The organism is Nocardia salmonicida, assembly GCF_036142455.1.
Lineage (GTDB): Bacteria > Actinomycetota > Actinomycetes > Mycobacteriales > Mycobacteriaceae > Nocardia > Nocardia salmonicida.
Genome location: NZ_CP108014.1, coordinates 3,115,506 through 3,141,832 on the forward strand (window position 1 = coordinate 3,115,506; position 26,327 = coordinate 3,141,832).

At 68.6% G+C, this 26,327-nt stretch carries 24 protein-coding genes; 12 read left to right on the forward strand and 12 right to left on the reverse strand.

Annotation, left to right across the window (positions count from 1 at the left end; all coding sequences use genetic code 11):
* Nucleotides 1-68: 68 nt before the first annotated feature.
* The gene (locus tag OHS03_RS14805) at nt 69-779 is read right to left on the reverse strand and encodes a response regulator transcription factor (protein ID WP_056809688.1); all 711 of its coding nucleotides are present in this window, start codon (nt 777-779) and stop codon (nt 69-71) included.
* 200 nt (nt 780-979) lie between these two features.
* On the opposite strand from OHS03_RS14805, the gene OHS03_RS14810 reads away from it, so the two are divergent.
* Nucleotides 980-1,924 (forward strand): threonine/serine dehydratase, encoded by a 945-nt coding sequence (locus OHS03_RS14810; protein ID WP_328663344.1) that lies wholly within the window; start codon nt 980-982, stop codon nt 1,922-1,924.
* Here OHS03_RS14810 and OHS03_RS14815 read toward each other — a convergent pair.
* The 9 genes from OHS03_RS14815 to OHS03_RS14855 all read right to left on the reverse strand — a co-directional run bounded on the left by OHS03_RS14815 (nt 1,921) and on the right by OHS03_RS14855 (nt 13,274).
* Entirely contained in the window at nt 1,921-2,775 is an 855-nt protein-coding gene (locus OHS03_RS14815) for an SDR family oxidoreductase (protein WP_328663346.1), read from the reverse strand. The genes OHS03_RS14810 and OHS03_RS14815 overlap by 4 nt on opposite strands.
* Before the next feature lie 34 nt (nt 2,776-2,809).
* Nucleotides 2,810-3,505 carry a double zinc ribbon and FHA domain-containing protein gene (locus OHS03_RS14820; protein ID WP_328663348.1) on the reverse strand — a complete coding sequence of 232 codons (696 nt, stop codon included), beginning with the start codon at nt 3,503-3,505 and terminating at the stop codon, nt 2,810-2,812.
* 1 nt (nt 3,506) lies between these two features.
* Nucleotides 3,507-4,796 (reverse strand): VWA domain-containing protein, encoded by a 1,290-nt coding sequence (locus OHS03_RS14825; RefSeq protein ID WP_328663350.1) that lies wholly within the window; start codon nt 4,794-4,796, stop codon nt 3,507-3,509.
* Nucleotides 4,793-5,803: a protein phosphatase 2C domain-containing protein gene (locus OHS03_RS14830; protein WP_328663353.1), complete on the reverse strand. Its 1,011-nt coding sequence runs from the start codon at nt 5,801-5,803 to the stop codon at nt 4,793-4,795. Before OHS03_RS14830 ends, OHS03_RS14825 begins: the two co-directional genes overlap by 4 nt.
* Nucleotides 5,800-8,226, reverse strand: a complete 2,427-nt coding sequence (locus OHS03_RS14835; protein ID WP_328663355.1) for a serine/threonine-protein kinase — start codon at nt 8,224-8,226, stop codon at nt 5,800-5,802. Before OHS03_RS14835 ends, OHS03_RS14830 begins: the two co-directional genes overlap by 4 nt.
* Nucleotides 8,223-9,395, reverse strand: a complete 1,173-nt coding sequence (locus OHS03_RS14840) for a hypothetical protein (RefSeq protein ID WP_328663356.1) — start codon at nt 9,393-9,395, stop codon at nt 8,223-8,225. Before OHS03_RS14840 ends, OHS03_RS14835 begins: the two co-directional genes overlap by 4 nt.
* Nucleotides 9,392-10,363 carry a glutamate ABC transporter substrate-binding protein gene (locus tag OHS03_RS14845; protein WP_328664236.1) on the reverse strand — a complete coding sequence of 324 codons (972 nt, stop codon included), beginning with the start codon at nt 10,361-10,363 and terminating at the stop codon, nt 9,392-9,394. Before OHS03_RS14845 ends, OHS03_RS14840 begins: the two co-directional genes overlap by 4 nt.
* Entirely contained in the window at nt 10,354-11,625 is a 1,272-nt protein-coding gene (locus OHS03_RS14850; protein ID WP_328663357.1) for a GlnX family signal transduction membrane protein, read from the reverse strand. Before OHS03_RS14850 ends, OHS03_RS14845 begins: the two co-directional genes overlap by 10 nt.
* A gap of 149 nt (nt 11,626-11,774) precedes the next feature.
* A complete protein-coding gene (locus OHS03_RS14855) occupies nt 11,775-13,274 on the reverse strand; it encodes a flavin-containing monooxygenase (RefSeq protein ID WP_328663358.1) in 1,500 nt (499 codons plus the stop codon).
* 208 nt (nt 13,275-13,482) lie between these two features.
* Here OHS03_RS14855 and OHS03_RS14860 point away from each other — a divergent pair, with 208 nt between their 5' ends.
* The 3 genes from OHS03_RS14860 to OHS03_RS14870 all read left to right on the forward strand — a co-directional run bounded on the left by OHS03_RS14860 (nt 13,483) and on the right by OHS03_RS14870 (nt 16,210).
* On the forward strand, nt 13,483-14,637 hold the full coding sequence (locus OHS03_RS14860; protein ID WP_328663360.1) for an LLM class flavin-dependent oxidoreductase: 1,155 nt from the start codon (nt 13,483-13,485) through the stop codon (nt 14,635-14,637).
* A gap of 336 nt (nt 14,638-14,973) precedes the next feature.
* A complete protein-coding gene (locus OHS03_RS14865; RefSeq protein WP_328663362.1) occupies nt 14,974-15,588 on the forward strand; it encodes an HAD family hydrolase in 615 nt (204 codons plus the stop codon).
* A 40-nt stretch (nt 15,589-15,628) separates the two neighbouring features.
* On the forward strand, nt 15,629-16,210 hold the full coding sequence (locus tag OHS03_RS14870) for a class I SAM-dependent methyltransferase (RefSeq protein WP_328663363.1): 582 nt from the start codon (nt 15,629-15,631) through the stop codon (nt 16,208-16,210).
* Nucleotides 16,211-16,299: 89 nt separating this feature from the next.
* On the opposite strand, the gene OHS03_RS14875 is transcribed toward OHS03_RS14870, so the two are convergent.
* Nucleotides 16,300-16,542 carry a hypothetical protein gene (locus OHS03_RS14875; RefSeq protein WP_328663365.1) on the reverse strand — a complete coding sequence of 81 codons (243 nt, stop codon included), beginning with the start codon at nt 16,540-16,542 and terminating at the stop codon, nt 16,300-16,302.
* Between the two features lie 16 nt (nt 16,543-16,558).
* Nucleotides 16,559-17,626 (reverse strand): NAD-dependent epimerase/dehydratase family protein, encoded by a 1,068-nt coding sequence (locus tag OHS03_RS14880; RefSeq protein WP_328663367.1) that lies wholly within the window; start codon nt 17,624-17,626, stop codon nt 16,559-16,561.
* 123 nt (nt 17,627-17,749) lie between these two features.
* Here OHS03_RS14880 and OHS03_RS14885 point away from each other — a divergent pair, with 123 nt between their 5' ends.
* The 8 genes from OHS03_RS14885 to OHS03_RS14920 all read left to right on the forward strand — a co-directional run bounded on the left by OHS03_RS14885 (nt 17,750) and on the right by OHS03_RS14920 (nt 26,326).
* Nucleotides 17,750-18,373, forward strand: coding sequence for a TetR/AcrR family transcriptional regulator (locus OHS03_RS14885; protein ID WP_328663369.1), 624 nt, complete (start codon nt 17,750-17,752; stop codon nt 18,371-18,373).
* Between the two features lie 96 nt (nt 18,374-18,469).
* Entirely contained in the window at nt 18,470-18,790 is a 321-nt protein-coding gene (locus tag OHS03_RS14890; RefSeq protein WP_101467413.1) for a nuclear transport factor 2 family protein, read from the forward strand.
* A complete protein-coding gene (locus OHS03_RS14895; protein ID WP_328663371.1) occupies nt 18,787-19,935 on the forward strand; it encodes an alkaline phosphatase family protein in 1,149 nt (382 codons plus the stop codon). The genes OHS03_RS14890 and OHS03_RS14895 overlap by 4 nt, the downstream gene beginning before the upstream one ends.
* Nucleotides 19,936-19,998: 63 nt before the next feature.
* Nucleotides 19,999-20,319, forward strand: coding sequence for a hypothetical protein (locus tag OHS03_RS14900; RefSeq protein ID WP_328663372.1), 321 nt, complete (start codon nt 19,999-20,001; stop codon nt 20,317-20,319).
* 152 nt (nt 20,320-20,471) lie between these two features.
* Nucleotides 20,472-21,746 (forward strand): transcriptional regulator, encoded by a 1,275-nt coding sequence (locus tag OHS03_RS14905; protein WP_328663374.1) that lies wholly within the window; start codon nt 20,472-20,474, stop codon nt 21,744-21,746.
* Nucleotides 21,747-21,833: 87 nt separating this feature from the next.
* Nucleotides 21,834-23,351, forward strand: coding sequence for an acetaldehyde dehydrogenase ExaC (gene exaC / locus OHS03_RS14910; RefSeq protein WP_063006487.1), 1,518 nt, complete (start codon nt 21,834-21,836; stop codon nt 23,349-23,351).
* The gene (locus OHS03_RS14915; RefSeq protein WP_056809726.1) at nt 23,351-23,758 is read left to right on the forward strand and encodes a DUF779 domain-containing protein; all 408 of its coding nucleotides are present in this window, start codon (nt 23,351-23,353) and stop codon (nt 23,756-23,758) included. The genes exaC and OHS03_RS14915 overlap by 1 nt, the downstream gene beginning before the upstream one ends.
* 219 nt (nt 23,759-23,977) lie before the next feature.
* The gene (locus tag OHS03_RS14920) at nt 23,978-26,326 is read left to right on the forward strand and encodes a sensor histidine kinase (RefSeq protein WP_328663376.1); all 2,349 of its coding nucleotides are present in this window, start codon (nt 23,978-23,980) and stop codon (nt 26,324-26,326) included.
* The last annotated feature ends 1 nt before the right edge of the window (nt 26,327 follow it).

Here is a 26,327-nt window from a genome sequence, read left to right on the forward strand (position 1 = left end):
TCTAACGTGCCCAGCTGACTTTGCGGTCATTGTGTCGAACTCTTTGCGGTTGTATGACGAATCGTTTACTACGACTGCACATCGAGGCGATACCCGAGACCGCGCACGGTAACCACGATGCGCGGGTCGGAGGGGTCGCGTTCGATCTTGGTGCGCAGGCGGCGCACGTGGACGTCGACGATCCGCTCGTCACCGAAAAAGCCCTGATCCCACACTCTTTCGAGCAGCACGGATCGACTCAGCACCCGGCCGGGGGTCTCCGCCAGTTCACACAGCAACCGGAATTCGGTGACTGTGAGGTGAATCTCCTCGGTACCGCGGCGCACCGCGCCCGCGTCGGCCGCCAGCACCAGCGGTGCGTGCGGATCGGCGTCGAGCACGGCCTCGGGGGTCGTGTCGCGATCGGCGGTGATGCGGGCGCGACGGCGGAGCGCGCGCATCCTGGCAGTGATCTCCTTGATTTCGAACGGCTTGCTCACGAAGTCGTCGGCCCCCGCCTCCAGGGCCGCGACCACGTCGTGGGTGTCGTAGCGGGTACTGATCACGATGATCGGTACGTCATGGTCGCGACGGATCTCCCTGATGCAGTCGAAGCCGTCGGCCTCGCCGCGCATCAGGTCGACGATCATCAGATCGGGTGGCCCGTCGTTTCGCAGCCGATCGAGGGCATCGGAGGGCACGCCTGCCTCGGCTACGGCATACCCTTCGTCCTCCATCGCGCGACGCAGGTCGCCGCGCATCTGGACGTCGTCGTCCACGATCATCAGGTTCGCGCTCACTGTGCACATCCTTTGCTGACACGCCGGGCGTGTGCCGGTGCACTGGGGATTTCGCGTCCCCAGACCGACACGCCATCCCGCCTTCGAGCTTGTTACCGATCTGTTATGTACCCAGACTGGTCCCGGCGTAAACCCGTCGTAACAATTCGCCCGGTCAACAGCCCGTTCAGCGCGGCCGATCCGGTGGCATAGTCGGGAGCGTGACCCCGACTTTCGCTGACATCGAAGCCGCCGCGGCGCGCATCGACGGACTGGTTCGCCCGCTCACCGTCGCACCCGCCGGATCAGGGCCGGACCCACTCTGGTTCGCGCTGGAATTCCTGCAGTTCACCGGCACTTTCAAAGCACGCGGTGCGCAGAACTTCGTGCGCGCGCACGCCGCTGCGGGGACGTTGCCGGACGCGGGTGTGACGATCGCCTCAGGCGGCAATGCCGGGATGGCGTGTGCGTGGGCGGCACGCGAGGCGGGGGTGCCCGCGACGGTGTTTCTGCCCGAGACCGCTCCCCCGGTCAAAATTGGTCGACTTCGTGACTACGGCGCCGAGGTCCGACTGATCGGTCCGGAATACAAGCAGGCGCTGGCGGCATGCCGGGAGTTCGCCCGGACCAGTGGGGCGCTGGCCGCACACGCCTACGACCATCCACTCGTCGCGGCGGGTGCGGGCACGTTGATGCGCGAGATCCAGGCGCGGATACCCGATCTGGATACGGTGCTCGTCGCCGTCGGCGGCGGTGGGTTGTTCACCGGAACAGCGATCGCCGCACAGCATTTCGGGATTCGTACGGTGGCCGTCGAACCTCTGGGTTGTCGATCGCTGAACGCCGCGCTCGAAGCAGGTCGCCCAGTGGACGTCACCGTGGACTCGATCGCCGCTGACTCCCTCGGTGCGCCGAGCGTGTCCGCGATGGCCCTGGCCGCGGCCCAGCACCCGAGTGTGCGCTCGCTGCTGGTGCCCGACGAGGCGATCCGCGCGGCCAGGAAGCAGTTGTGGGACGCACACCGCATCGTCGTCGAGAACGGCGCGGCCACCGCGATGGCGGCACTGCTCGACACCGGGTCGGGCCCGGCCTATCGCCCCGAACCCGGCGAACGGGTGTGCGTCATCCTGTGTGGGGCCAATACCGACCCCAGCGACCTCGTCTAGCGGACCAGGGCGTTCTTCTCGGCGTAGTTGGTCATCGCGGTGTTCAGGCCGCGCATGGCCAGGGTGTAGCCATAGGGGAAGTAGCGCTGGCCCCAGTGGGCGAACTGGATGTCGCGGGAGGTGTAGACCCAGTAGCGGTTGCGTTCGACACCCTTGACGACGGCCGTAGCGGCCTGGTCGGGGGTGACGGCGTGGCGCATGAACAGGCCGATCGCCTTCTGCAGGGCCGCGTTGTCGCGGTCGACACCGGCGATGTCGATGGTGTCGGCCATCGGGGTGGCCATCGCGCCGGGGCAGACCAGGCTGACGCCGATCTTGTGGCGGCGCAGATCGAAACGCAGCACCTCGGAGATGCCGCGCAGCCCGAACTTGGTGGCGCTGTAGGGGGCGTGCCACGGTAGGCCGAAGATGCCCGCCGCCGAGGACACGTTCACCAGGTGACCGCCGCGGCCCGCGCCGATCATCGGGCGCACGAACTCCTCGATCACGTGGATCGGGCCCATCAGGTTGATGTCGACGGTGCGCCGCCACTGCTGGGGAGTGAGCTTGTCGACGGTGCCCCAGGTGGCGATGCCCGCCACATTCATGACGATGTCGACATGGCTGACGGCCTCGAAGGTGTGGGCGGCCAGTCCGACGACCGCGGAATGGTCGCTGACGTCGGCCGCGTGCGCGAGATGCACCGTCGCGCCGGTCGCGCGCAGTTCCTCGGCGGTGGTGGCGAGTGCGTCGGCGGTGATGTCGGTGAGGACAAGAGACGCCCCTTTGGCGGCGGCCGCGAATGCCGTGGCGCGGCCGAGGCCGCTGGCGGCACCGGTGATCAGGCAGGTCTTCCCGTCGAACTTCGTCATGATCCCGACCCTACGGTTTGGTGAACAGATGCGTCTACGGTTCCGAGGTGATCGCGATGGTGGTCCAGCCGCCGACGTGGATCCGGCTGCCTTCGCGTAGGGCGATCGCCTGCTGTGGGGTGATCGGAGATTCGGCGCCGTCCAGGCTGGTCCCGTTGGTGGAACCGAGGTCGGTGATGGTGAGCGCGCCACCCTGATCGACCTGGATCATCGCATGCGCGCGCGAGACTCCGATATCCGCGGGGGCGATGCCGAGGTCGATCTCGGGCACGATTCCCTGCGAAGCCGATCGCTTTCCGATCAGGAACTGGGTGCCGCGCAAAGCGATTCGGCGTTCGGGATAGAAGTCAGGGAATTCGACACGTTCGGCATCGGGCCCCTTGCGGGCTCGGACACGCGCGTAGAACTCGCGGTCGGCGAAGATCCGCGCGACCCACATCCTGGACCGACCGCTCTCCGGCGGCGCGCCGGTAGCGATCATGGTCGGGTCCAACCCACTGGACGGGACAGCCGATTCCGGTCGGTCACCCGGCCGCGACGTCGCGGTCGGTGCCGGAAGGGCGGAATCGTGGCCGCACCCTTCGCAGAAGCGCCCGCTGGTCGGCGCGTGGCAGTGGGGACACAGGCGCAGCGCCGCCGGGTCGGGCGCGGGCGGTGCGCCGAGTGCCGATCCGCACACATCGCAGTAGTCGGTCGACCGCGACTGGTGTCCGTCCGCGCACATCGGCATGTCAGCCGCCCTCCGGCCGCACCCGCGCGGTTTTGGTCGAGCGGATGTCGAGTGCGAGTTCGTCGGCCGCGGCGACCTGCCCGCGCAACTTCACGGTGCCGTCGTGCTCGACTTCCACCACCCCGCGCAGCAGTTTGGCGGTGGATTCGTGGCCGGAGGCGGCGGCCAACTCCACCGCGCGCCGCAGTTTCGCGGTGGCGGTCGTGACATCGCCGTTGCGGCGGGCAGCCAAACCCTCCTGGACGGCCTGGGCCAGTTCGACCTGCCCGGTGTAGTGGGCGACGCGGGTGCTGATGCGGGTCGACAGGGTCGAATCGGTGGTCCAGACGGCACGCACCAGACCCTGGCCGAGGACCTCGGCGCCGGCCAGCACGCTCAATCGCGCGGCCAGTTTCTCCCGGCCCGGCGCGGCCGGTTCCAGTTCGATCTGCACGTGGTATTCGCGTTCCTCGGCGGCCCACGACGACAGCGGGTACTCCCCCACCTGCGCACCGGTATCGGTGCGACGTCCGGTCAGATCCTCGAGCACCGGCGAGACCTGTTTGACCATGCGCACCCGAGCGCCCGCGGGGGTCCAGACCTTCAAGGTCAGCTCCGGGATCACCCGGGCGGCCGACGAGCGCATCATCGCGGCGAAGTCCGCGGCCAGGTCCTTCGGATCGGCGACGATATTGGCGTCACCGGACAATTTCTGAGCGATCTTACGCACTTCCTCGGCGACCCAGTCGTCGCCCACACCGCGACAATCGCAGACGAAAAGACCTTCGGCCCGGTCGAGTTCGGTCGCGAGTTCCTGCGGCGTCTCGTGTTCGTTCTTGCCGTCGGTGAGCAGAATCGCGTGTGCCTGCGCGCCGGGGTGCGCGGCGGCGACCTGGCGGGCCAGCGCCAGCCACGATCCCATCGCGGTGCCGCCGTCCGGCCGCAACCGATCCAGGGCCCGACGGGCCGAGCCGCGATGGGCGCGGTCGGCGGGCGCGGACATGGTGTTGTCGGTCGGGTAGATCAGGCGGGCCGCTTCGGTTCCCTCGATGATGGCGAACGCGGTGCCGTCGGGGATCTCGTCGAGGGCGGTACGGGTGGCGTTGCGCGCGTTCTCGAATTTGCGCTTGTTACCCATCGAGCCCGAACAGTCGATGATCAGGATCTCCAGGCGCGGCGGCGGCGTCGCGACCATGGCGAGTTCGGGGCCGGTGGTCACCGTCAGCACCGCGTCCACCACGCTCGCGCCTTCGGCGAGGAATTCGTTCTGGTCGACGGCGATCGAGATACCAGCTGTCTCAGGGGAACTCATGACACTCCTGGTTGGTGCGATAGGGCGACGGGCACCGGAGCCAGTGCGACCGTGATGTTGTCGCTGCCCCCGCTGTTCAAGGCGAAGTCGGCGAGCGCGCGGGCGGCGGCCTGCGGCGAGGTCTCCACCGTGAAACCGGCGAGCGCGACCGCCTCGGGCAGGTAGTTCCACAGGCCGTCGCTGCACAGCAGCAGCGTGCCCGGTTCGGTGGCGAGCATGCGTTGCAGGCAGTTCGCCGACCACGGTGCTTCGCCACCGTCGGCGCCGAGCCAGCGCAGCAGGGTGTGCGCGCGCGGGTCGTTCATCGCGGCGGTCTCGTCGAGGGCGCCCGCGTCGACGAGGGCCTGGGCCCACGAGTCGTCGATGCTGAGTCGGCGCGAGGCGGTGGGATCGCCCGCGGCGAGCCAGAAGGCCCGGCTGTCACCGACATTGGCGACGGTGATGTCGGTACCCAGGCTCGTCTCGCGCACGATCGCCGAGACGTAGGTGCACGACGGCGCGTACTCGGGGGTGCGTGACATGCCGCGCACCGCCGCGGTCGCCGCCGCCAGGCCCGCCATCGCGGCGTCGGAGTCCGGCCTGCCCTCGGCCAAGGCCGCCAAGGCGGCGTCGACGCCGGTACGGGCGGCATTGCCCGAGGCGGCTTGCGGATCCTGGGAGGTGGAGACGCCGTCGCTGACCACGATCACCCGGATGCCGTCGCCCTCGCGTACCGCGGCCGCGACAGCGTCTTCGTTGCGGGAGTGGCTGATTCCGCGGTCGGTGAGGACATACACCGCGCCGAGGTCTTCCTCGAAGCGATCGGGCATGGGCTTGGGGCTGCCGCACTTGACGCAGTAGCCGCCCTCGTAGCGGCGTTCCCCGCAGGTGGAGCATTGCGGCACCGCGACCGGATCATGCACGGGCAGTGCGACTTTGCGCACGCCGAGTTCGCGACCACAGCCTTCGCAGAAGCGGTGTCCCGCCCGTGCCGAGCCCACGCAATCGGCACAACCCGGCGCCGTCACAGGGTGGTCCTCGGGCGCACCGAGTTCGCCTGGTCCACCAGGACGAATCGGGTCCACATGTCGTCGGCCTCGCGCGCCAGTGTCCGCAAGCATCGTTCCAATCCCGTCCGCACGCCCTGCTCGGTGAATTCCACGTCCAACAGCTTGCCTGGTGTACTCGGCTGCTGTCCCGACCGGATCCAGTTCAGTGCCGCCTCGAGGACGAACATGCGCACCTGCGCGGTGCGTTTGCGCGAGTCGAGGCGCAGCTGGTCGACGCGCTCGCCGGTGCGGCGGAGCAGCGCTTCGTCGAGGTCGGCCGGATCACGATGCGTCAGTAGGGTTTCGACGGCGGAGACCCTGGCCTCGGTGAACATCGAGGAGGTGCGGTCGACTTGGTCGAGGACCGCTACCGCGCCAGTGCGGTCACCGCTGATACGACGCAGTCGCGCGGCGCCGAAGGCGGCGGACAGGAAGGTGTGGTCGGTCCGCCAGACCACGTCGTAGAGCGCCGAAGCACGGCCGAGCGCGAAGGCGTTCTCGCTGCCGCCGGTCTCGGCGCCGAGCTCCAGTGCGGCCGCCAAGGCGAGTTTCGGGGCGGGCTCACCGGGCAGCGCGGCGTAGACGGACTCGAAATCCGCTGCGGCGGCGTAGTAGTCGCCGGTGAGTAGGGCGACCTGGGCTCGATACCAGACCGGGCGCCAGTCGAATTCGAGCTCGGCGTCCAAGGCGGCGAGACGGTTCAGTGCCGCCGCCGCGTCACCTGCTTCGAGTTCGGCGCGAACCAGTCGCAGCGGGATCTCGACCGACTCGCCAGCTCCGGTGACCACCGCGCGCAGTCCGGCGGTGAGCGCCTGCTCGAGTTCGGCCGGGGTCGCGGCATCGGTGGTCGCCAGCAGGGCGGCGCCGCTGTCGCCGGGGTCGACCAGCGGAGCGGGCAGACCGGTGACGAGGGCGGCGGGTTCGGGTGTGACGCTGTCGATGCCGAAGACAGCACGGGCGGGACCGAACTGGCTCGACATGCCCGGACGTGGGATGCTGTCGCCGGTCGCCAGCACTTCCCGCAGGACCCCGGTGAGCTGGTCGGCCATCTCGCTCATCGAGGCGAAGCGCGCGAGCGGGTCGGGGTCGGTGGACCGCTGCAGGAAGCGGTGCAGCGAATCATGTTCGGCCAGTAGCGGTTCGGTGTCGGGGCCGGGTATCGGGCCGAGTTTGCCGTCGACGGAGGGCACCCGCATCATCAGCACGGCCAGCGTGCGGCCCGCGGTGTAGATCTCGGTGGCCACCGTCGGCCCGGTTTCGGCGATCTCGGGCGCCTGATAGCCGAGGGTGCCGTAGATGGGGCTGGTGCGATCGTCCATCGCGATGACCGCGCCGAGGTCGATCAGTTCGAGGCGTTCCTCGGTCTGCATCACATTGTCGGGCTTGAAATCGCAGTAGGCCCAGCCACGAGCGTGCAGGTAGCCGAGGGCGGGCAACATCTCCAGCACATAGGCGATCGCCTGGGCGGGCGGCAGATAGCGCTGGGTCTCGGCGCGGTAGGCGCGCAGGATCTGTTTGAGCGACGTGCCGCCGACATAGGCCATGACGATGTAGCCGACGGGCTCGCCGTCGGCGTCGGCGTGTTCGGTGAAGTTGTGGATCTTGACGATGTTGGGGTGGTCGACCTCGGCGAGGAAGCGGCGCTCGGCCAGCGCGGCGGCCAGCGCGTCGGGATCGCCGGTGTCGATGAGGCCCTTGAGGACCACCCAGCGCTTGTTGACGGCGCGGTCGGTGGCCAGATAGATCCAGCCGAGACCGCCGTGGGCCAGCGCGCCCGCCACCTCGTACTGGCCGCCGACGAGATCGCCTGCCCGCAACCGGGGCACGAACGAGTAGCGGGTGCCACAGTGCGGGCAGAACCCGGAGGTCCGGCCGGGAACGCCCGCCTGACCGCGGCCGACGGGCTTGTCGCACTTGCCGCAGAAGCGGTCGGATTCGGGCACCTGGGGATCGGCGAGCACGGCCGTGGCCGGGTCGACGCGCGGGACCGGTGGGACTTCGACGAGCCCGGCGCCGAGCCTGCCACGCGCGGCCGAACGGGCCGAGCCCGACCGGGTTCGCACCGAACGACTCGAGGTGCGCCCGCTCGCGCTGACCGTCGACGCGGACGGGCTGTGCAGCGGGCCTGTCACCGTGGCCGGAGCGGTACCGCAGGTGTCGCAGTAGCCGTCGACGATCGTTCCGTCACAATCGGTTTCGCCACAGGCACCCGGGACCGGCACGGGCAGAGGTGGCGCCTGACGGTTGCCGCCGCGTGGTTGCGCCGTGGTGCGCCCCGACCGACCGTTGGCCACGGCACTGGGCTGCCGCACCGGTGGTGGGGTCGCGACGGGCGCGGTACCGCACAGTGCGCAGTAGCCGTCCTCGATCGTGCCGCCGCACCCCGGTTCACTACACGTCATGCTGTCCGCCCCGCTTTCTCCCCGATGATCGAACGATAGTCCGCGACCGCCCGGGTGACCGCGGCCAGATCGCACGGTGTTCGGGTGAGCAGACCGGCCGCGATCCGGTCGGCCGCGAGCACATCACGGTCCTCGCTCACGCCGAGCCGAGAGGCCTTGGCGCGGTAGGCCGTGAGTCTGCCGCGTAGCTCGGCGCGCCGATCGAGCAGTCCACGCGCCAATTCGTCGCGCTGCGTGGCCTTTTCGGTGGCGTCGGCCGTCCGCACACGCAGCGCGAGGAGGTGTTGGACCGTCGGACGGTCGGGCGCGTCGCCGAGAGCGTCGAGTTCGGCGCCCAGCCTGGTGGCCGGTTCGCCGCTGTCGGGCAGCTCGCCGGTCGCGACCTTGTGCTCGGCCTGGGTCGCGGTGTCGTCGGCGCGATGTTGGAGTTCGCCGAGATCGGACAATCGCGCACGCAGGGCGGCGACCGCGCCTGGCAGGTCGGCGGCCGCAGCGAGATAGTCACTGTGACGGGCGGATTCGGTGTCGATCAGGGCGGTGAGTGAGGCCAGGGCGGTGTCGATCTCGCCCGGCCCGAAGCCGAGTGGGTCGGTGCCCGCGCGGCGCAGGAGGGTGGCCAGTGGTTCGCCGGCCGCATCCAGTGCGCCGCGCGCCTGTTCGACGCGTTGTTGCAGGGGGGCGAGCGCGCCCAGCACTTTCTCGTCGACCGCTGCGATCTCGTCGGCGAAGGGAGCAACGAAGGCGAACGCGGCGCGCATCCGGTCGAGGCAATCGGCGATACCGACCGTCACGATGGTCTCGCTGGGGCCGGTGAGACCGCGCTGCGCCAGGGGAATCGGGATCCTCGCCACTTCGTGTGGGCGGCCACGCAGCAGCTCCGTGAGCCGCCCGCGTGCGCGCTCGTCGACTTTGCCGCGCCCGGCCCGCACCGCCTCGGCTTCGGTGAGGATGGCGCGCACCCGCCCCAGGTCCTCCCAGAGTTCGCCCAGCGCCTTCTCAACCGGCACCCAACGGCGTGCGGTCTCCCCCGTCGGCGGATAGCGGCGCACCAGCGCCAGGCCGGGATGGCGGTCCAGCTCGAGCAAGGTCGTGGTCACCTTCGCCAGTTCCGCTGTGCGCCCGGTGAGTTCACGATCGATCTCGAGCACGCCGAGCATCGGCCAGGTCATCCGACGTACCGGGGCACCGGCGGGCCCTGCGAGGCGCCGAGGGTCGACAGGTGCTGGGCATAGATCCGCTGCCAGGTGCCGTCGTTGCGGGTGCGGTCGAGCACGCCGTTGACGAAGCGCACCAGTTCGTCACTGCCGCGCGGCACGCCGACCGCGTACGCGCCCGCACCGATCGGGTCGCCGACGACCTCGAGATTGCGGTCCTGGGCGACCAGACCCGCCAGGATGGGCTCGTCACCGCTGATCGCGTCGACGGTGCCCTGCTGCAGGGCGACCAGACAGTCGGTCCAGTTGGTCACGCCGAGCACGTTCGGGGGCGTCGGCAGGGTGAACAGCGGTGCGGCCGCGGTCGTGCCCTTCGCCACGCACACCCGCTTGCCCGCGAGCCCGGCGCCGTTGGTGATGCCCGCGCCGTGTGGGGCCGCGATGCGTTGCGCCGCACGGTAATACACGCTGGAGAAGTCGACCTCGCGGCGGCGTTCACAGGTCGCCGAGAAGGTGCGCACGATCATGTCGACCTTCTTCTCCTGCAGCAGCGGGATCCGGTCGGCCGCGGTGACGGAGCGCAGTTCGATCTTGTCCGGGTCACCGAACAGATCGCGCGCGATCTCCCTGGCGAGGTCGATATCGAAACCTTCGAGCCTGCCGGTCGACGGATTGCGGAACCCGAACATGTAGGTGTTCTGATCGACACCCACGCGCAGCCTGCCGTTGGCCACGATCGCGGCCATCGCCGATCCCACCGGCATCGCACCCGGTCGCGGCTGGGTCGTCGGCGCCAGCGTCGCCTCGGTATCGCAGGTTCCGGTGCCTTCGGCGGCCGGGGCCGAGATGATCGCTTCGGCGCCGGGCAGCGGTGGGGCGACGGCGGTGGCGGCGATGGTCGTCGGTTCGGGTGCGTCGGCGCAGCCCGCGGCCAGCGCGAGGGCCGCGGCGAGCACGACCAGCAGAGGGCGCCTCACAGGAATTCCTTCAGTCGTGGCCAGAGTCCGGAGATCACCGCGCCTGCCCCGGCCAGGAGCAGGAACAGGGTGCCGAAGGGGCTCAGGGTCAACGACGTTGCCGCGGCGGCGACGCCGTCGCGCAGGTCGTCGCGCGCCTGGGCGAGGTCGTCGCGCAGTTCCTGGTCGAGGCGGGCGAAGCTGGTGGCCGAGCTGTCGGGGCCGGTGCCGATCGCCTGGGTGACCGCACCGGGATAGTCGGCCTTCTCGTAGGCGGTGCGCTGGGCGTTGTGTCCCGCGGTCCAATTCGTCAGCGCGCGTTCGGCATCGGAGTCGCCGCCACCGGCCGCGGTGAGACGCCCGCGCAGGTCGCCGCTGTGGGTGTGGAAGGCCTTCTCCGTGGCGGTGATGTCGCCTCGGGTGATCAGGGCCAGGGTTTCGTCGGTGCGGGCCTGTTGGGCCAGGATGCGGGCGCCCGCCAGGTTCTCCACGCGCGCACCGGCGCCGGAATTGCCGTTGTCGAGCAGTTGCGCGGCTGTCAGGGTGGCGCCCGCGGTCCACAGCAACGCCACCAGGGCGGCCAGCCCCGCCATGGCCATACCGGTGTTCACCAGACGGTTGGTCCGGCGCAGCAACACGATCGACCCGACCGCGCATACCGCGAGCACGAGCACCAGGAGCACGATGCTCGTCCACGGCAGCGTGCCGATGCGCTGTTGGTCCTCCCGCACGGCGGCGAAGCGGGCCTTGCTGAGTTGTTCGGCATTGGGCAGCAGGGAGGTCTGCATCAGGTCCGAGGCCTGGCGCAGATACGCCGACCCCACCGGAAAGCCCTGACGATTATTGGCGCGCGCGGTCTCGACCAAGCCGGTGTAGGTCGGCAGGTCGGCGGCGATGCGGGCCACGATCGCCCTGGTCTGCGCGTCGGCGGCGCCGGCTGTCGCTTCCGCCAGTGCGGCGGCGGCATCGGCGAGTGCCTGCTCGTAAGTGTCTCGTACCTGCGGTGATTCGATGCCACCGGACAGGAAGGCCGTCGCCGCGCCCGCGTCGGCGGCCGAGAGCGACACATACAGACTCTGCGCGGCGAAGGCCAATGGCTCGGTCCGATCCAGCACCTGTTCGGTACGTACGATCTTCGCGTCGAGCTGTTGGCCCACAGTCGATCCGGCAACCAGACAGGCCACCGTGGTCACGACGAGGACCACCCCGATCACACCTGGTGTCGTCGCGGCGAATCGCCGCAGCCACGTCCCCGCGTCACGGATGGTCGCCGGTAGGCGAGATCCCACACCGTCCTCCTTCATCTCCCCGGGCGGTGTCTTCGATCGCGATAGTACGGGAGCGGCTGAAAGTTCGCCCGGGTGAAGGAAACCGGCCGATCGCGGGCGAAGAAAAGGCCCGCCACGGTTCGTCGTGGCGGGCCTTTCGAGTTCGGTGTCTACGCTCCGGCGACCTTCTCACCGGGCTTGACGGTGGTGCCGGTCTTGGTGAACTGCAGTACGCCGTCTTCGATCGGCGCCTTGTGCATCAGCGTGCGGTCCCGGTAGTAGTTGTTGATCAGTTTCCAGGCGCCGCGGGCACCCTGGCGGGGCATGGCGTCGTTGCCGCGCTGGATGTAGCCCGAGGTGAGGGCGCCGCCCATGAGCGACTCGTCGGCGATGTCCTCCGGGTTCGCGTGCACCTCGAAGGTGGTGTAGCCGCGGTCGCGCATGATGTTGAGCACGCGGCACAGGTAGGCGGCGGCGAGGTCGGCCTTCAGCGTCCAGGAGGCGTTGGTGTAGCCGATGATCATCAGGAAGTTCGGGATATCGGAGTACAGGACGCTCTTGTAGGCGACCGTCTCGTTGAACTTCACCGGGGTGCCGTCGATGGTCAGGCTGATGCCGCCGAGCATCTGCACGTTCAGGCCGGTGGCGGTGACGATGATGTCGGCCTCGAGCTCCTGACCCGACTCGGTCAGGATGCCCTTCTCGGTGAACTTCGCGATGCGGTCGGTGACGATGTCGGCCTTGCCGCTCTTGAGCACCTTGAACAGGTCGCCGTTGGGGACCACGCACAGGCGCTGATCCCACGGGTTGTAGCTGGGGGTGAAGTGGCGCAGGTCCACCTTCTTGCCGAGCTGCAGGCGCACCTGGGCCAGCATCAGCTTCTTGGCCAGCTCGGGGTTGGTGCGCGAGAGCTGGAAGCTGGCGCGCTGCAGGGCGATGTTGCGGGCGCGGCCGATCTTGTAGGCGACGGCGTCGGGCACGCGCGACTTCTTGAAACCGATGGCGACCGGGTCGTCGGAAGGCAGAGCCTGGATCCAGGTGGGCGAACGCTGCAGCATGGTGACGTGGGCGGCGGTGTCGGCCATCGACGGGATCAGCGTGATCGCGGTCGCACCGGAACCGATGACGACCACCTTCTTGCCCGCGTAGTCCAGGTCCTCCGGCCAGTGCTGCGGGTGCACGATCTGACCCTTGAAGTCGTCCTGACCGGGGAAGTCGGGCTGGTAGCCCTTGTCGTAGTTGTAGTAGCCGCTGGCGCCGACGACGAAGTTGGCGGTCCAGGTCTCGGTCTCGCCGGTGGCCTCGATCACAGCCTGCACGGTCCACAGGGCGGTGCCGCGGTCGAAGTCGGCGGTGACGACCTTGCGGCCGAAGCTGATGTGGTCGGTGACGCCGTATTCCTTGGCGGTGTCCTCGACGTAGTCACGGATGCTGGCGCCGTCGGCGAGCACCTTGGTGCCGATCCAGGGACGGAATCCGAAACCGAAGGTGAGCATGTCCGAGTCCGAGCGGATGCCGGGGTACTTGAACAGGTCCCAGGTGCCGCCGATGTTCTCGCGGCGCTCGAGGATCGCGTAGGTGCGTCCGGTCTGCTCGCGAGTGAGGTGACAGGCCGTGCCGATTCCGGACAGGCCAGCGCCGATGATCAGTACGTCGACATGCCGCGTCATTGAGGAAACTCGTTTCGTAGGGTCGCCGACCCGTGCACCGTCGCCCGAGCCTGCGTCGAGGTTACGTGTTTCGCATAGTTACGTCTAGTTCGGTGTGGTGGCGCCGCGGCGTGTCGTGGGTTGCGCGCACGGTGATCGGAATCCGTGACGGGGGCTCGCGCACCGGTCAGCATCGATGGGCCCCATCACTGCAACGAAAAAGGCGGACATGACCGAACGCGGACTGTCGTTCCACTGGTTCCTTCCCACCTACGGCGACTCGCGCGGCCTGATGGCGGGCGGACACGGCAGCTTCATGTCCGGTGATCGTCCCGCGACGCTGCGCTATCTCAACCAGCTCACCGCCGCCGCCGAGGACAACGGCTTCGAGGGCGTGCTCACGCCCACCGGCGCCTGGTGCGAGGACGCGTGGCTGACCACCGCCATGCTGGTGCAGACCAGCGAGACGCTGAAGTTCCTGGTGGCGCTGCGCCCCGGACTGACCAGCCCCACCCTGGCCGCGCAGATGGCGGCGACGTTCCAGCGTCATTCGGCCGGGCGCCTGCTGCTCAATGTCGTCACCGGCGGTGAGCAGCGCGAGCAGGAGGCCTACGGCGACTTCCTGGACAAGACCCAGCGCTACGCCCGCACCGGCGAGTTCCTGCACATCGTGCGAGAGCTGTGGTCGCGGACCGAGCCGTTCAGCTTCACCGGCGAGCACCTGCAGGTGAAGGACGCGATCCTGAGCACTCGACCCGACCCGATTCCGCCGGTGTTCTTCGGCGGCTCGTCGGGTCCCGCCGGTCCGATCGCCGCTCGCTACTCCGACACCTACCTCACCTGGGGCGAGCCGGTCGACGCCGTCGCCACGAAGCTGGACTGGATTCGCGGCCTGGCCGCGATCGAAGGCCGCACGGTCGACTTCGGCCTGCGCATTCACGTGATCAGCCGCGATACCGCCGCCGAGGCGTGGGCCGAGGCCGACCGCCTGCTCGACGGCATCTCCCCCGGCGAGATCGAACGGGTGCAGGCGAACCTGGCCAAGAGCGATTCCGAGGGGCAGCGACGCATGGCGCAGCTGCACAACGGTCGCACCGACGGACTCGAGATCGCCCCGAATCTCTGGGCGGGCGTCGGCCTGGTGCGCGGCGGTGCGGGTACCGCGCTGGTCGGATCGCACGCCGAGGTGGCCGATCGCCTGCTCGAATACGCCGCGATCGGGATCGACCAGTTCATCCTGTCCGGGTATCCGCACCTGGAGGAGGCGTACTGGTTCGGCGAGGGTGTGCTGCCGATTCTGGAGCGCAAGGGTGTGTGGACGCATCCGTCGCGACCGGTGTCGGTGCCCACGATCGCGCCGTTCACCGCGGCCGCCAGTAGCTGATGCCTCGGGGCGCGACCTGGACCAGGTCGCGCCGCGCGGGTAGTTCACCGTGCCGATCGGCAGTCGCTGCAGCGTTGCGTTATCTGCCATCGACTGAGCGACGGGATGGCTCAACACCTTTCGGCGCCACTCGATGCGGGCGTGACCTGCCGATTTTCCGGTTACCAACTGGTAGCCCCGAAATGCCGTGACGCACATCATGCTTCGCTGCACCGCACTCCCCCAACCGTTTTCGGCATCGAGTGCAGCCGGGGTTCCACGTGAATCAGTGCAGTTCGGGGCAGGTGCGGACATCGATCGACAGGGTTGGGGACGGTCGGCGATAGGCTCGGCACCGTGACTCTCACCGTCGGCTTCGACCTGGACATGACTCTCATCGACTCACGTCCGGGCGTCGCCCTGGCGATCGACACCCTCGCGCGCGAGTTCGATCTTCCGATGGACGGCTCACACTTCGCGGAGCACCTCGGCCCGCCGCTGGCCACGCTGCTGGGTGAGGCGGGCGCACCCGACGATCTGATCCCCCATCTGGTCACCCGCTACCGCAAGCTGTACCCGGACGTCATCGGCCACATCGCCGCGCTGCCCGGGGCCGATGACGCCCTGGCCGCCGTGCGAACGGGCGGTGGGCGAACCTTGGTCGTCACCGGCAAGTTCGAGCCACACGCGCGACTGCACGTAGATCACCTCGGCTGGCAGGTCGATCGTCTCGCCGGTGATCTGTGGTCGACCGGAAAGGCCGAGGTATTGCGGGCGGAGGCCGCGCATGTCTTCGTCGGCGATCACGCGGGTGACATGCGCGGCGCCACGGCCGCCGGTGTGGTGGCCGTCGGCGTCACGACCGGACCCTACGACGCCGAGGGCTTGTGGGCCGCGGGCGCCGATGTGGTGCTCGACGACCTCACCCAGTTCGCCGGGTGGTTGTCCGCCCACGCGGCGCTCGACCAGTAGTGTTCCGGAACCCATCCGAGACCCGGCGCGTTGACCGGTCATGCCGACCGACCCCTACTGGAACCACAACACGCAATACCACCCCTGGGTCCTCGAGCAGGTGCCCGAAAACGCCCGCACGGCATTGGATATCGGCTGCGGTGACGGGTTACTCGCCCGCAAACTCGCGACCCGCTGCGATGCGGTGCTCGGTGTCGACATCGACGACCAGGTGATCGCCAACGCCCCCGCCGCACCCAACGTCCACCTCGAACACGCCGACTTCCGCGACCTCGACCAGACTTTCGACATGGTCACCGCCGTCGCCACGCTGCACCACGTCCCCGTGCGCGACGGCATCACCGCGCTGCGTCACCTGGTCGCCCCGGGAGGCACCCTCGCGGTGGTGGGTCTGTGGAAGATGCACCCGGTCAGCGACTTCCACTACCTACCCCTCTTACCCGCCATCTGGGGACTCGATCGTTGGCGACACCGTTCGCACGGCGGGCCCGATGTCACCCTGGCCGCTCCACGGGAAACCCTCGCCGAAATCCGGTCCGCCGCCGCCGATCACCTTCCCGGCGCCGAGATCCACCGCCGCCTGATGTGGCGCTACACCCTGCGGTGGCAACGGCCGCGCTGAGTCGGCCGGTCACGACGCGCGCGGCGACCATGGCGGCGAACTTTTCGCCCGGTGATCCCGGATCTGCAACGCCAAGAATGGCGTCGACCTCAGACCTGACCCGAACAGGCCAGGTGCGTGCCCACTACGGCGAGTCCGAGGACCGCGACGGCCACCGAGAGGGCAGGGGCCGGTTCGCGAACCAACCGGGTCGCGCCGCGCCGTATCGCGTCGCCGACCCGCTCGAGCCGGACCCAGAGGGCGGAACCTCTCGTGGACTGCGCGTCCGCACGACCGCGCAGTTTCCGGCGGACGACGCCGACGAGGGTGAGAAGGAGTGCGGTGATCAACATCGCGTCCCCTTCCCGCTCAACGAGTTCCGACTGCGGCATGCGATGACGTCGCGGGCCGGCCGGGAGCGGTGACGATGCCGAAGGCGATCAGGCTGTCGGCGGTGTCGTGGACGGTGTCCTCGATCGGGCGCATCGTCCAGCCGAGTTCGCGGCGGGCCTTGTCGGCGCTGACGTGTTCGGTGCGACCGAGAACCGGCACCGTCAAGCGGACACCCTTGTCGAACACGGCGACGAGGTGGATCACCCAGTTCGGCAGAACCCGGGTCGGCACACGGAAACCCTCGGCGGCGTAGTCACGAGCCAGCAGGCGAGCCAACTCCCCCATCCACAGGGGATCGGTCGCACAGATGTATCGATTGCCCGCGGCCTCGGGTACTTCCATCGCGAGCCGGTGTGCGACGGCGAGATCGCGGACATCGACGGGGGTCCAGCCGGTTTTCACCGAACCCGGCACATCGCGAGCCAGCAGGCGGCGGACCGGTTCGTGGGAGGTGCTGGTCCTGGCTTCGAGCAGCGGGCCGAGGATCATGCCGGGGTTGACCACCACCAGTTCGAGACCGGTTGCGGCGGGCAGGGATTCGACGAACTCCCAGGCTGCCCGCTCGGCGAGGGTCTTGCTCTTCTGGTAGGCGGGGATGCGGTCGACCACCGACCAGTCGTCCTCGGTGCGTTCTTCGTCCACGTCGTGGCCGTAGGCGACGGCGGCGACCGAGGAGGTGAGCACGACGCGTCGAACACCGGCGGCCGCGGCGGCGCGCAGCACGCGCAGGGTGCCCTGTACCGCGGGTTCGATCAGGTCCTGCTCGTTGTCGGGCGGGGTGGCGGGGAACGGTGACGCGACGTGGAGCACGGTGTCGCAACCCGCGACCGCCGCGGCCCAGCCCGCGTCGTCACCGAGGGAGGCAGCGACGAATTCCAGGTCACCACCGGTGCGGCGCGCGAGCTCGGTGAGGTGGGCGCGGGTGGTGTGCGCGGCGAGATCGCGCACGGTGGCGCGGACGGCGTAGCCGTGGTCGAGGAGTTCGGCGATGCAGTGGCCGGCGACGAAACCTGTCGCGCCGGTGACGAGTACCCGAGTGGTCATGGTGGTCATCCATTCCGTCGATTCGGTGGGCGTGTATCTAAGCGATGCTCAATTAATCTAAACACTGCATAGATTTCCTGTCCAGTGCCAATTCCGGCCCGGGTCTCGCCTACCCTCGTGAGGGTGAAGCGCACCAGTTACCACCACGGCGACCTGCGCGCCACGCTGATGGACGCCTCCCTGCGCCTGATCGAGAGCGAGGGCTTGGCCGCGGTGAGCCTGCGCCGCGTCGCCAGGGAGGCCGGGGTCAGCAGCGGCGCGCCCTATCACCATTTCGCCGACCGCGCCGCGCTGCTCTCGGCGCTGTCGATCGACGGCTTCCAGCAGTTGGCCTCCTACATGAGAACCGCCAGGGCTACGACGCCCGACCCGCTGGCGGCCCTCACCGAACTCGGCGCGGCCTACGTGCGATTCTCCCGCGATCACCCTGCTCAGTTCCGGCTGATGTTCCGCCCCGAACTGTCCCAACCGGAAAAGCACCCCGACGCCCACGTGGCCGGTGACGCCGCCTTCAACGTCCTGGTCGACACCGTCGCCGAATGCGTCGCGGTCGGCGCCATCCCCGCCGACCGCGCCGAAACCCTCGCCGTCGCCTGGTGGGGGCTGGGGCACGGACTGGCGTCGCTGTGGCTCGACGGTCATCTCGAAAAGCGCAGCGAACAAATGGGCACCCACGCGCCCGAGCTCGTCGACACGATCATGCAGACATTCACCGCGCTGATCACGCCGGGCCCGCCACACGCCTGACGCACCGACGATATTCCGCCGAACCGGCGTGCGCGCTGCCCTAGAGTGAGTACGACCGTGTTTGTCGTTGCGTAGCCGATTCGAGCAGGAGGCCCGATGTCTGGCACCGCGAAACTCGATCCCGTGGTCGAGGCGTTCGTCGACGCGCTCAACGCGCAGGACACCGACCAGTTCTACGGCGTGCTCACCGAGGACGCCACGATGTCCGATGACGGCGTCGAACGCAATCTCGCGCAGTGGACCGAGGCCGAGATCTTCAGCAGCAACGGACATCTCGTCGTGGACACAGTCGACTCCGAAGACGGCCTCGCACTCACCGCCGACTACACCAACAGCCGGTGGGGTTCGATGCGAACCACCTGGCAGTTCGTCCTACGCGACGGGCTGATCAGCCGATTCGAAACAGGACAGGCGTGAGCGACGATCTCCTGCTGACACCGCGTTACGGCACAGCCGCACTCTCCGATCTACTCCCTTCGGTACTGACCTGCCTCGGCGCGCCCGGCGACACCGACCGGCTCGGCCTCGAGCTCGATGTCGACCGGGTCTGCGTCCTGCTCGTCGACGGACTCGGCGCGCAATCCCTGGCCGCCGAATCCGCTGCCGCGCCGTTCCTGACGAGCCTGCCCGAGGTCACCCTCGACGCCGGTTTCCCCAGCACCACGGCAACGAGCTTGACCACCCTCGGCACCGGACTGCCGTCGGGCGAGCACGGCATCGTCGGCTACAGCATGCGGCTGCCCGGCGAGGAGCGCCTGTTCAATTCGTTGCGCTGGCAACTCATCGGCGCCGGCCCCGAGGTGGAGGCGCTCACCGCCTTCCCACCCGACCGAATTCAGCCGCACCGCACCATCTTCGAGCGAGCCGCCGACGCGGGCATCGCCGCCGTGCAGGTAGCGCCGAGCTATCAGGACGGCTCCGGCCTGACCCTGGCCGGGTGGCGCGGCGGCGGATTCCGCACAGCCTTCTCGGTCGGCGATCTCGTCGACGGCGTTCTGACCGCCCTCACCTCCGCACCGAAAACCCTTGTCTACACCTATCATTCGGAGCTCGACACCACCGGTCACGCCCGCGGACCCGCCAGCCGCGCGTGGCGGTTCGAGCTCGCCAATGTCGACCGGATCGCCGCCGAGATCGCCTCCCGTCTGCCCGCGCGCTCGGCGCTCGTCGTCACCGCCGATCACGGCATGGTCGAACTCGTCGAGCGCATCGACTTCGACACCCACCCGCATCTGTCCAACAACGTGCTGGCACTCGGCGGTGAACCGCGCGCCCGCCACGTCTACACCGACGACCGCGCTGCGGTCGCCGACACCTGGCGAGGCGTGCTCGGCGCCGGGTTCCTGGTCCGCACCCGCGAGGAGGCGATCGACGCGGGCTGGTTCGGCCCGATCCTCACCCGCGACGCCGCCGCACGCATCGGCGATCTCGTCGTGGTCGCCGGCGGCGACGGCGGTGTCGTGCGGTCCGGCGCCGAACCGCTGCAATCGATCATGGTCGGCCATCACGGCTCGCTCACTGCCGCCGAACTGCGGGTTCCCCTGCGGATCCACCGCGCCTGAGCACCACCACCTAAGCTGTCCCCGACGCGCAGGCGCGCGCTGTGAACCATTCCAGGAGGAAACATGGCTGCCAACACCCGAACCGGCGCCGTCGCGGTGGGCGTCGCGGTGCTGGCGGCCATGGCCACCGGCTGTACCGAGGTCGAGCGGGCACTCAACCAGGGTGGCGAAACCAGCTGCCGCGACTACGTCAACCAGGACGCGAACACCAAGCGGATCACCATCACCAAGGCGATCAAGCAGCAGACCGGCAACGACAACGAGCCCGCGGGCACCGTGGTCGATTCGATGATCGTGCAGGTCGACCTGCTGTGCGCGACCCAGCGCAATGTCGACACTCCGATCAAGAACGCCGACATCGCCGGGATCTTTCTGAACAAATAGTCGGCGTCAAGCCGACACGACAGGTCAGCGACAGGTGACCTGGCCGTCCTCGGCACAAACGTTCCCACGGCGGCGACACAGCTGATAGACAGTAAGCGCCACACCCGTTCTCGTCGCTGGAACGGTGCGTCACCGACGAGCAGGGAGTGAACGTGGGCGAAGACCTGGGACGAGCCCGACCAGACGCCCCCGACAATCCGATCGCCGGCCCACACCGGCCTGAACGGCTCTCGGACTACCGCGTCGAGCTCGAGAAACAGTGGAACCGTCTGGCGGCACCCTCACGCCCACTGACTCTGCCCCGCGACACCGGCGCCGTGCGCAACGATGTCGCCAAATCCTGGCAGCGCTCACTGCACACCGTAGACCCCGCCACCGAAGTCGCGCCCGGATTCAACGACATCAGCGACCGCTGGTCGGAATCCTCGTTGCGCAGGCCCGTCACCGAACTCGCGGGCCAACTGCGCGGAATGGCCGAGGAATCGGGCTATCTCGCCGTCGTCAGTGACGAATCGGGCACCATCTTGTGGACCGCGGGCGACCGTACGCTGCGCCGCCAAGGGGAAGCGGTGAACTTCGCGCCGGGCGGGGTCTGGGACGAAAGCCATATGGGCACCAACGGGTTATCGCTTGCCCTGCACGACGACCGGGCTGTCACCGTGTTCTCCGCGGAGCATCTCGTCGCCGCGTTGCACGGCTGGGTCTGCTACTCCGCACCGATCCACGGCCCCGACGGTCGAACGGTGGGTGTGCTCGATCTGTCCTCGACCTGGGAACGCTCGCATCCGATGGTGATGACCTCGGTCCGCGCGCTCGTCACCGCCGTGGAGACGATGCTCCGTGCGGAAGCACCGACGCCCGCGCCGGGTGTGCGGCTCGAATGCCTGGGCGCGGCAAGACTTTTACGCGACGGACGCCCGGTACCGCTGCCGCCACGCCAACTCGAGATCCTGGCTCTGCTGGCGCTCGAACCCGACGGCTACACCCCCGAACAGCTCCACGCCGCGGTCTACGGTGAGCGGGCGGTGTCGCTGAACACGCTCAAAGCCGATGTGTCGCACCTGCGCCGCGCCACCCGCGGCGAGATCACGAACCGGCGCTACATGCTCACCGGCGAGGTGTCCTGCGACGCGGTGGATCTGCTGGCGGCCATCGAGGGCGGCGACCTCACCTCGGCGCTGTGGCTGTATCGCGGGCCGCTGCTGCCCGGTTCGGATCTGCCCGGCGTCGAACAGTGGCGCGCTCACCTCGACGTCGGTATCCGCAATGCCGTGCTGGGCAGCGACCGTCCCGAGCACGCGGTCGCGTTCGGGCAGCGGTGCCCCGGCGATGTCGCCGTGCACGAGCATGCCCTGCGGCTACTGCCGCGAGACGACGTCCGCCGCGCCGTGGTTACGGCCCGACTTTTCACCGCACGCCAAGGCTGAACTGCGCGAACGCCGTCACCAACCTCGTACCAACCTTCGCCGACCATAGTGTGGGGCACCACGCAGAGGTCGCGAGGAGCGAGGCGCATGATCTACGGCAAACCCGGATCGGACACCGGCATAGTCAGCTATGCCGCCCGATACGACAACTTCATCGGAGGTGATTGGTCTCCCCCTGTCGAGGGGCGCTATTTCGACAACACCTCACCGGTCGACGGTGAGACCTTCTGCGCGGTGGCCCGTTCCACCGCCGCGGATATCGACATGGCGCTCGAGGCCGCGCACCGCGCCACCGAGCGCTGGGCCGCGACCTCGGTCACCGAGCGCTCCGACATCCTGCTCAAGATCGCCGACCGGATCGAGAACAGTCTCGAACCGCTGGCGGTGGCCGAAACCTGGGACAACGGCAAACCGGTTCGCGAGACCCTCGCCGCCGACCTCCCCTTGGCCATCGATCACTTCCGCTATTTCGCGGGAGTGCTTCGCGCACAAGAGGGATCGCTGTCGCAGATCGACGCCGACACCGTCGCCTATCACTTCCACGAACCGCTCGGCGTGGTCGGGCAGATCATTCCGTGGAACTTCCCGATCCTGATGGCCGCCTGGAAACTCGCCCCCGCGTTGGCGGCGGGCAACTGCGTGGTGATCAAACCGGCCGAGCAGACTCCGGCGTCGCTGCTGCTCGTCGTCGAACTCATCGCCGATCTGCTGCCCGACGGAGTTCTCAACGTGGTCAACGGTTTCGGCGTCGAGGCGGGCAAACCGCTGGCGCAGAGCCCGCGCGTGGCCAAGATCGCCTTCACCGGGGAGACCACCACCGGACGGCTGATCATGCAGTACGCCAGCGAGAACATCATTCCGGTCACCCTCGAACTCGGCGGCAAGAGCCCCAACATCTTCCTACCCGATGTGATGGCCGCCGACGACGACTATCTCGACAAATGCGTCGAGGGGTTCGTCATGTTCGCCCTGAACCAGGGCGAGGTGTGCACGTGCCCGTCGCGCGCGCTGATCCACTCGTCGATCTACGACGAGTTCCTCGCCCGCGCCATCGCCCGCACCGAGGCCATCGTGTCCGGTCATCCGCTCGACACCGAGACGATGATCGGCGCACAGGCCGGCAACGACCAGTACGAGAAGATTCTGTCCTATTTCGACATCGGCAGAGCCGAAGGCGCCCGCGTGCTCACTGGAGGGGAAGCACGCAAGGTCGACGGTCTACCGGGTGGGTACTACATCGAACCCACCGTCTTCGAGGGTGACAACACGATGCGGATCTTCCAGGAGGAGATCTTCGGCCCGGTCGTCGCGGTCACCCGCTTCGATACCGTCGACGAAGCGATCCGCATCGCCAACGGCACCCTCTACGGTCTCGGTGCGGGCGTGTGGACCCGTGATATCAACACCGCCCATCGACTCGGCCGCGGCATCAAGGCGGGCCGGGTCTGGACCAACTGCTACCACGCCTACCCCGCCCACGCCGCATTCGGTGGCTACAAGAAGTCGGGATTCGGCCGGGAGAACCACGCGATGATGCTCGGGCACTACCAGCAGACCAAGAACCTGCTGGTCAGTTATTCGACGACGAGACTCGGGATGTTCTGATGCAGAATCGAATCCACCGTGTGGAGATCACCGAGCGCGCCCAGACCCTGCTCCGCCGCCTCATCGAGGACAACGGCCCGGTGCTGTTCCGCCAAGCCGGCGATGGCTGCGACGACGACAGCGCACCGGTGTGCCTGTCGGCCAAGCAGTTCCCGATCGAGAAGGCCGACATCCTGCTCGGCCGACTCAGCTGGCACACCGAATTCTGGATCAGCGCGGCACAGTTCGAATGCTGGAAAGATACCCACCTCACCGTCGATGTGACGCGCGGTGAGGCCGCCGAGGATTCGCTCGAGGCCGGCCAGGGCATGCGATTCGTGTTGCGCGCCAGGCTGCTGACCGCGGCGGAGAACGCGGCGCTGGCGGCCGGGCCGCCACCGCGAACGGGCGCCGACCGCACCCTGTAGCGGCACCCCCGAAAACCTGACCTGGCAGCATCTTTCCCGGCGCTGCCAGGTCGCGGCGAGCCCCCGCCGACTGGGCCATCGCGGCTCAGCCGGTGGGGTGAGCTCGCCGTTTTTTCGTCTTCGACCCATATAGCAAATGCGTTCCCGCGCAAACCAAATCGCGTCTCGCTCACCGAGACACACACGACAACACTGCAACGATTCCGTTACGTTGTGGCGATGTTCTTAGCGAGACTCGGTGTGCGCACCCGGATTCTGGCGATTGCTCTCGTACCCAGTTTGACCCTGGTGGTCGTCGGCGTCGGTACCGCCGGCTATCTGGTCAACGAGAGCAACAAGGCCAAAGCGTGGGCCACTGAGCTCCAGCAGGCCGGCCCCTCGACGCAGGAGATGGTCGAGTCCATCCAGTCCGAGCGCCACCTCACGATGTCGCTGGTCGCCGGCGACATGACCGTGACACCCGCGCTGCCCGCCGCGCGCACGCGTACGGACGCCGCGTTCGCCAAGCTCAACCAGATCGTGCAGCAGATGCAGGCCGTCGACGGCGCCGATATCGGCGACAGTCAGGCCGAATTCGCCACCTCCCAGCAGTATCTCAAAGCCATGCGCGGCGGCGCCGACGCGGGCATGCTGCCCGCCACGGACGCCTACATGTTCTTCAATCTGGTGGTCGACAAGTTCGTCCAGGGCACCAAAATCGCTGTACTCGCCGCGCCCGACGCGACCGTGTCCTCCGGTGTGGGCGAGGGTTTGCGCCTGCTCAACATCATCGAGGCCATGTCGCGCGGCAACGCGCTCGGATCGGCATTGGTCGCGGCCGAGGGCAACTTCGCTGTCGGGGTCGACGAATTCATCCGCCAGAGTGGCTTCTACCGCACCGAACTCGCCAACCTCACCTTCGAGCTCCCCGAAGCGGAGCGCAACGCTGTCGCCGCGCTGACCGCCTCTGCGCAGTGGCAGCAACTGACCCAGATGGACAACGCGATCATCGCGCGCTTCTCCACTCCCGCGGTCACCACGAGCACCACGAGCACCACCAAGGCGGCCACCCCGCCCGCGCTGCCGATGCCCGCCGCCGAATGGCAGAGCGCCGCGGCCAGCGTCAACCGGACGCTGCTCGATGTCTACACCGGTCACAACCGGTTCATCCAGACCCTGGCGAAGGATTCCTCGCAGCGCGCCGAGGCGACCGCGGCCGCGGCGGGCGGCGGCGTCATCGCCCTCAGCGTGCTCGCCTTCCTGGTCGCGCTGGTCCTCGCCAATCGGATCATTCGCCGCCTGCGCCGCCTGCGCACCGCCACGCTGCAGCTGGCCGACGAAAAGCTGCCTGCCACCATGCGCGTCCTGCGTGACGGCGGCGAGGTCGAGGCGAGCGATACCACTCCGACCCTGGACTTCGGGCACGACGAGATCGGTCAAGTCGCCAAGGCCTTCGAGCACGCCGCCGCGGCGGCGATCGGTGCCGCTGTCGACGAGGCCCGCACGCGGGAGGGTGTGCGCGCGGTGTTCCTCAATATCGCTCACCGCAGCCAGATCGTGGTGCACCGCCAGCTCGAGATCCTCGACGAAGCCGAACGGCGCCAAGAGGATCCGGCGCTGCTGGAGACGCTGTTCCGGCTCGACCACCTGGCCACCCGCGAACGCCGCAACGCCGAGAACCTGATCATCCTCGGCGGCGGTCGACCGGGTCGCCAGTGGCGTCAGCCGGTGCCTGTGATGGACGTGGTGCGCAGCGCCATCGGCGAAACGCTCGACTACGCGCGCGTGCGGGTCACCAAGCTGCCCGATGTCAACGTCGTCGGCACCGTCGTGGCCGACCTCGTGCACCTGCTCGCCGAGCTCGTCGACAACGCCACCGCGTTCTCCCCGCCGCAGTCGCGGGTCGAGGCGGGCGGCAATGTCGTCGGCAAGGGTGTGGTCGTCGAGATCACCGACCAGGGCATGGGCATGAGCGCCGACGACCTGGTCCGCTACAACACCATGCTGGCCGATCCGCCGGACTTCGGTGTCGGCACGCTGTCCTCGGACTCGCGCCTCGGCCTGTTCGTGGTCGCCCGGCTGGCCCTGGCGCACGGGGTGTCGGTGCGGCTGAGCGAATCCGATTACGGCGGCATCCGCGCCATCGTGCTGATCCCCCAGCAGTTGCTGGCGGGCGAGGCCGACTCGGCGGGCACGCCGCCCACGACGACGGGCCCGCTGCGGCGTGGTCTGCCCGCACCGCAGGAATCATCGGGACCGGTCGCCGCCCTCGAAGCGGCTCCGGCGCCCGTCGCGACCCTGGTCGCCGACCCGCCGACCCCGCGTCCCATGGCGCCGGCCCCGGAGGCGCCCCCCGTGCAGAACCCGCGCTACGACACCGGCTCCGACGAACGCCCGGCACTGCCGCGGCGCAGCAGGCAGACGAATCTGGCACCCGAGCTCACCGAGCCCGCCGTCGAGGCGCCACGCGCACCCGAGCGTCCCCGCTCCGCAGAACAGGCGCGCGACATCATGTCCGCGATCGAGAACGGCACCCGCCAGGGTCGCAAGCAACAGACCACATCGAATCAGGACGAACAGGAAGGCTGAG